The 5879-nt window shown below is 32.3% G+C and carries 7 protein-coding genes and 1 tRNA gene; 3 read left to right on the top strand and 5 right to left on the bottom strand.

Annotated elements, in window-relative coordinates; translation table 11 throughout:
* Window positions 1-27 precede the first annotated feature (27 nt).
* The 3 genes from ACIQZC_RS08470 to ACIQZC_RS08460 form a co-directional block, all read right to left on the bottom strand.
* Window positions 28-101: transfer RNA gene (locus ACIQZC_RS08470), tRNA-Arg, on the bottom strand.
* Window positions 102-175: 74 nt separating this feature from the next.
* Window positions 176-319, bottom strand: a complete 144-nt coding sequence (locus tag ACIQZC_RS08465; protein WP_396138795.1) for an SsrA-binding protein — start codon at window positions 317-319, stop codon at window positions 176-178.
* A complete protein-coding gene (locus ACIQZC_RS08460; RefSeq protein WP_396138794.1) occupies window positions 312-1538 on the bottom strand; it encodes an MDR family MFS transporter in 1227 nt (408 codons plus the stop codon). The genes ACIQZC_RS08465 and ACIQZC_RS08460 overlap by 8 nt, the downstream gene beginning before the upstream one ends.
* Window positions 1539-1624: 86 nt before the next feature.
* On the opposite strand from ACIQZC_RS08460, the gene ACIQZC_RS08455 reads away from it, so the two are divergent.
* Together ACIQZC_RS08455 and ACIQZC_RS08450 are read left to right on the top strand one after the other, a co-directional pair.
* Window positions 1625-2269 carry a TatD family hydrolase gene (locus ACIQZC_RS08455; RefSeq protein ID WP_396138797.1) on the top strand — a complete coding sequence of 215 codons (645 nt, stop codon included), beginning with the start codon at window positions 1625-1627 and terminating at the stop codon, window positions 2267-2269.
* A gap of 32 nt (window positions 2270-2301) precedes the next feature.
* The gene (locus ACIQZC_RS08450) at window positions 2302-3027 is read left to right on the top strand and encodes a ThiF family adenylyltransferase (protein WP_396138793.1); all 726 of its coding nucleotides are present in this window, start codon (window positions 2302-2304) and stop codon (window positions 3025-3027) included.
* A gap of 1 nt (window position 3028) precedes the next feature.
* Here the strand turns inward: ACIQZC_RS08450 and ACIQZC_RS08445 are convergent, their stop codons facing one another.
* Window positions 3029-4045: a GyrI-like domain-containing protein gene (locus tag ACIQZC_RS08445; RefSeq protein ID WP_396138792.1), complete on the bottom strand. Its 1017-nt coding sequence runs from the start codon at window positions 4043-4045 to the stop codon at window positions 3029-3031.
* Between the two features lie 296 nt (window positions 4046-4341).
* On the opposite strand from ACIQZC_RS08445, the gene ACIQZC_RS08440 reads away from it, so the two are divergent.
* On the top strand, window positions 4342-4725 hold the full coding sequence (locus tag ACIQZC_RS08440) for a hypothetical protein (RefSeq protein ID WP_396138791.1): 384 nt from the start codon (window positions 4342-4344) through the stop codon (window positions 4723-4725).
* A gap of 63 nt (window positions 4726-4788) precedes the next feature.
* Here ACIQZC_RS08440 and ACIQZC_RS08435 read toward each other — a convergent pair whose 3' ends face one another.
* The gene (locus ACIQZC_RS08435; RefSeq protein ID WP_396138796.1) at window positions 4789-5856 is read right to left on the bottom strand and encodes a branched-chain amino acid aminotransferase; all 1068 of its coding nucleotides are present in this window, start codon (window positions 5854-5856) and stop codon (window positions 4789-4791) included.
* Window positions 5857-5879: the final 23 nt, after the last annotated feature.

The raw sequence follows: 5879 nt of genomic DNA, 5'->3' as shown, positions 1-5879 counted from the left end.
AAAAGCCCTGCATTGCAGAGCTTTTAGTGACCTCGACTGGATTCAAACCAGTAACCTTCTGAGCCGTAATCAGATGCGCTATTCAGTTGCGCCACGAGGCCATTTTTTGTGAGTGCAAATATAGATATTTTTAGTAGATATACAAATCGAAATTTAAAAAATAACTGCTTTTGATTTAATTATCTAAAGCTCTACAAGTTATATAATACCGATAGCCTATTAAAGCCATTTGCCATTTTTTTGCTTTGATAGGATCTAATCCTTGTTTAGTAAAACTAGGTAAAATGATTTTGTTTATTTTGGCGAGTAGTTTATACATTGTTTGATTTTTTATTATTGATTAATTTATACACCCATAATCCAAGCAAAACACTAATTAATCCGAGAGTTCCCATAAAAAACCAATTGGCTTGATAACCAAAATTATCGATTATTGTCATTCCGGTTTTGGCACTTAAAATATGCGCCATACTATAGGTCATGGTGAAAATAGCCATATAGCGACCTTCGTGTCCTTTTGGTGCGCGACTCATGGCAAAGGAATTTGAAAAAGGAAAGGCAAACATTTCGGCAAAGGTCATGAATAACATCATGATGATTAAAATGCCAACCCAATTATTAATTAGCAACAGAAACATACTTATGGCCATTAATAAACCGCCTAAATTTATAGCTCTAAGTTTATTAATTTTATTTCTTTCGATGTAGCTAACTAATGGCATTTCTATGAAAAAAACCAGGATCCCATTGAAGGTGAGTAAGAGTCCAGTTTGAAGTTCAGATAAGTTAAATTGTTCTTTATGGTATAATGGAATTGTTGTGAACAACTGGAAAAACATGATTCCTGAAATCAAACAAATCATTAGAAAAATCAAAAAAGGTGCATCTTTAAATACTGAATGGGTTAATACTTCACCAGGATGTGCTTTATCAGTATAAGCCGATTTTTTCTTTTCTTTAACTTTTAACCAAAAAATTACAATAGCAATAATACAGGTAGCACCATCTACCCAAAACAATCCTTTATAACCAACACTCATAATTAAGAGGCCACCTAGAGCAGGACCCGCAGCAAATCCTAAATTAATCGCCAAACGTACAAGAGTTAAAGCTCTGGTTCTGTTTTCGGGTTTAGCATAGGCTCCTAGCGAAACAAACATGGCGGGACGAAACATATCAGCCACGACCATAATAGTAAACATACTGAAACACAAAGCCCAAAAAGAAGTGATGTATTGCAAGAAAAAGAACATGACACCACTAGTGAATAAACTAAAAATCATTATTTTATAGAACCCAATCTTGTCTGATAATTTTCCACCGAGCCAAGAACCAAGCATTGATCCCAATCCAAAACTTACCATAATCCATCCTACTTCACCATATGAAAAATGTAAATCTTCTTTAAGGTATTTTGATAAGAACGGTAATACCATTGTGCCTGCACGATTGATGAAAGTAATGAGTGCAAGAATCCAAATTTCTCTTGAAAATCCTCTGAAGTTGTTGATGTATTTTTGAAAGGCGCGTTTTAACATAAGTACTATTGAGTTGCAAATTTACGAAAGCTAAACCGAATACATTGTGAACTAATTTATATATTTTTGTAAAAATAAAAGTCATGATTAAATTCATCAATTTGCATACCCATAAATTTTCAAATGACAGTGAGGTTATTGAAATAGTAAATCAATATCCATGGGAGTTTGATGCGGAAATTCCGAAATACTCAATAGGAATTCATCCTTGGTACATTGATGAAAATAGATTGGAAAACGATTTGGAAATCATCAAAGAAAAATTACAATTCACTGATTGTTTAGCTTTGGGCGAATGTGGTTTAGATAAGCGAATTGATATTCCATTAGAATTACAAATAGCTATTTTTAAGAAGCAATTAGAAATCGTAAAGCAAACCAACAAACCAATAATTTTGCATTGTGTGGCTGCATTTGATGAAGTAATTGCCATAAAAAATGAAATGAAAATAGAAAACCCCATGATTATTCACGGATTTTCAAAAAATGAGCAGTTAGCGCAATCATTATTGAATAATGGTTTTTATCTTTCTTTCGGAAAATACTTATTGCGTAATCCAGATTTAGAAAAAGTAGTTAACTTTGCACCCGAAAATCAAATTTTATTAGAAACTGATACCATTGAAGAAACTATTTATGAAGTGTATGAAAAAGCAGCTTCTGTAAAAGGAATTTCAGTACTAGAAATGAAAACAATGGTTTTTGCTAATTTTTCAAGGATTTTCGGTTAGACAATTCATCAATTTAACGATTCAACATTAATATGACAAAGTGGAAAGAAAGAGCGACTTTATTATTTAAAGAGGAAGGAATACAAAAGTTAGATAATGCCAATGTTTTAGTAGTTGGATTAGGAGGTGTTGGAAGTTTTGCTGCCGAATTTTTAGCGCGAGCGGGTATTGGAAAAATGACAATTGTAGATGGCGATGTCGTTGATATTACTAATATTAATAGGCAATTACCAGCATTGCATAGTACAGTTGGTGAACCAAAAGTTAAAATTGTTGGTGACCGATTAATGGATATTAATCCAGAGCTGAAATTAACCAGAATCGAAGAGTTTTTATCGCCAGAACGTGCTTTTGAATTAATTTCGCCCGAATTTGATTACGTTTTAGATTGTATTGATAGTGTGACTCCAAAAATTAATTTGATTTTGGCTTGTAAACGCAAGAAAGTTAAAGTCATTAGTAATATGGGAGCAGGAGGAAAGTTTGAAGCGGAAAAAGTACAAGTGCGCGACATAAGCAAAACCGAATATTGTCCGCTTGCAAAAAATGTTCGTAAGCGTTTAAAAATGGAAGGAATTTCTAAAGGGGTAAAAGTTGTTTATTCCTTCGAGCGACCTGATTATACTAGTATTAAGACCACAGACGGATCTAATTTCAAAAAGTCCTTTTATGGAACCAATAGTTGGATGCCAGCATTGTTTGGTTTACATGCAGCAGAAACGGTTGTAAAACACCTTATTGGAAAAGAAAAAAGATAAATTACTGAACAGGATTTGTAATCACATTACTTTCAGTTGATGGAACAACTTCAGTACTTTCAGGCTTTGGTTTACTAATTTTTTGTTTCACAGGGATATATATTTCGGTAACCCATTTTGAAGGTTTTCTTTCTTTCGGCAAACTCACTTTGTAAATTTCAATTGGTTTTCCTAGATCATCTTCCGATAATTTACTTTTATTCATATATTTTCGGGCTTCTTTCCACGCTTTTTCATTATGCGAATAATCGCCATTAAGAGTTGCTTTTACGGCTAAAAAGGAATCAAAATGTCCGCCTGAAATTTCGCTACCTTCTGTAGTTAAAATTTCTTCTTCCACAGGAACACACATTGCAAAAACGGTTTTGTTATCGCTTGTTTTTTTCGTTTTATAAATAACGAAGGGTAATCCAGTAATTTTAATGTCGTTTTTGGTCACAAAAGCAATCATGTTTTGCAACATTGCTTTTGATTTTTTTTGAAAATCTGCTACAGCACATGTAGCTTCTTGCTGAATATAATTTGTAGTATTTTTTGTAACTAATCCATTAATTTTAATCGTATAGTTCGAAATTTCGTTAACTAAATAATGATCAATATTATCCAATCCTTTTTCAAGTTCACTGCCTACCACATTAGTAGCACCGCCTTTTAATACACTTAAAATTTTTAATTTTAAATCTAGTTTCCCGTTTACTTCCCAAGTAACGATGGTTCCTTTTTTTGTTTTTTTAAAATGAAATAAAGAACTGCTTTTCTCTTCGTTTAAAATAATTGTTTGTGCAATAGAATCAGTTGAAGTTAAGTTTTTATTCACCAATGAAATTTCATCTTTTTCCCAAGGACTCCAATCGTTTAAAGAATTGGTATCTGAAATAAAATGATATAAGATATCTTTTGAAATATTTATTTCTTTAGAACGCATTATTTTATAATCACCGGGTTGAGTAGCTACAAAAACTACAAAAGCGGTGGATAATAATAGAAATAATAGAAATAAATATTTAAGAATTCTCATTTTTTAGGGGTATGTTTTTCAAATGTAAGTAAAATTATTTTTTCATAAAGACTTTGATTAAAAAGAGCAGTCCTATAAAAGTTAAAAAACCAATGAAAATCCAATAGGTGCCTTTATAAAATGGTTTTAAGACCTTTAAATCTTTTCTATACACCGCTATCATTGTGATTACAAATGCAATGATAAAAAAGACTGCAAAATAAATTTGACCTGTTGAAAACATATTGAAAATTTTTACAAAAATAAGGATTAATTAGATTCTAATTTTTTATTTTTAGTAAAATAAATTCTATAGTATGCAAAAACAATTAAATGCAGTTAAATTATTTCATGAAACCTATGGACTAGGGGTTAGTACCGAAATGAAGGCCGATTTAGAAACGCTTAAAAATGAACTTCGTTTTAATTTAATGAAAGAAGAGAACGAAGAATATTTAGAAGCCGTTCAAAATAATGATATTGTTGAAATAGCCGATGCGCTTGGAGACATGTTGTATATCCTTTGCGGAACTATTTTAGAACATGGTCTACAACATAAAATTGAAGCGGTTTTTGATGAAATTCAACGTTCCAACATGAGTAAATTGGGCGAAGATGGAAAACCTATTTATCGAGAAGATGGCAAAGTAATGAAAGGTCCCAATTACTTTAAACCTAATTTTGAAGAGATATTGAAATAGTCGCAGTTTCCAGTCACAGTTATCACTGATACTTTTACTGATAACTGAGACTGAGACCGCGGACTATATCTTAACGGTCCAACCAAAAGTGTCTTCGTCTAATTTATGTTGAATATTAGTCAGTTTTTCTTTAATATCTAGAGCCATTGAGTGTTCCATCATGGGCAATTCAAAATATTCTTCTTTATATGAGAAACCAACGATAGGATTAATTACCGCAGCAGTGCCGGCTCCAAAAATTTCTTTTAAAGAACCATTTTTAGCAGCTGTAATTAATTCTTCAACGAGTACCGAACGAACTTCAACTTTGATATTTTCTCTTTTTGCTAAATCAATTACGCTTTTACGTGTTACACCATCTAAAATGCGTTCGCTTGTTGGCGCAGTGAATAATGTATCATTTATTCTAAAAAATACGTTCATTGTACCAGCTTCTTCCAGTTTGGTATGAGTAGCATCGTCTGTCCAAATGATTTGTTGGAACCCTTTTTCGTTTGCTAATTTTGTTGGATAAAATTGAGCCGAATAATTTCCAGCAGCTTTTGCGGCACCAATTCCTCCATTAGCAGCTCTACTAAAATGTTCGGCAATAATTACTTTTACTTCGCCAGAATAGTAAGAACGCGCAGGCGATAAAATAATCATAAATCGATATTCTTGAGAAGGAGCAGCGATGACACCGTGACCGGTAGCAATCATAAAAGGTCTGATGTATAAGGTATTACCTTTTCCTTTTTTTACCCATTCTTTTTCAATTTGTAATAGTTTTTTCAATCCACCCATGAAAATAGCTTCTGGAACTTCGGGCATGGCCATTCTAATTGCACTTTTGTTAAAGCGATTGAAATTTTCTTCTGGACGAAATAACCAAACAGCATCTTCCAAATCTTTATACGCTTTCATTCCTTCAAATATGGCTTGTCCATAATGAAAAACTTTTGCAGATGGATCTATAGTAAAAGGAGCATAGGGTTGAATTATAGGTTTTTGCCAACTACCTTCTTTGAAATCACAAATTAACATGTGATCTGTAAAGACGTTACCAAAAGTTAGGTTTTCAAAATCAACACTGTTAATTTTTGAATTTGAAGCTGAAATAATTTCAATATCATTTAAAGTTGTTACTTCCATTTTGAAAAAAAGTAGTTTTAATA

Origin of the sequence: Flavobacterium sp. (assembly GCF_044338735.1) — a bacterium.
Taxonomy (GTDB): domain Bacteria; phylum Bacteroidota; class Bacteroidia; order Flavobacteriales; family Flavobacteriaceae; genus Flavobacterium.
The sequence above is the reverse complement of the archived record's forward strand: the minus strand, read 5'-3'. Positions and strand labels throughout refer to the sequence as shown.

Bases quoted from the DNA above. Each gene is read 5' to 3' on its own strand.
- ACIQZC_RS08460 (WP_396138794.1), bottom strand. From the start codon at position 1,538: ATGTTAAAACGCGCCTTTCAAAAATACATCAACAACTTCAGAGGATTT.
- ACIQZC_RS08435 (WP_396138796.1), bottom strand. From the start codon at position 5,856: ATGGAAGTAACAACTTTAAATGATATTGAAATTATTTCAGCTTCAAAT.
- ACIQZC_RS08445 (WP_396138792.1), bottom strand. From the start codon at position 4,045: ATGAGAATTCTTAAATATTTATTTCTATTATTTCTATTATTATCCACC.
- ACIQZC_RS08440 (WP_396138791.1), top strand. From the start codon at position 4,342: ATGCAAAAACAATTAAATGCAGTTAAATTATTTCATGAAACCTATGGA.
- ACIQZC_RS08465 (WP_396138795.1), bottom strand. From the start codon at position 319: ATGTATAAACTACTCGCCAAAATAAACAAAATCATTTTACCTAGTTTT.
- ACIQZC_RS08450 (WP_396138793.1), top strand. From the start codon at position 2,302: ATGACAAAGTGGAAAGAAAGAGCGACTTTATTATTTAAAGAGGAAGGA.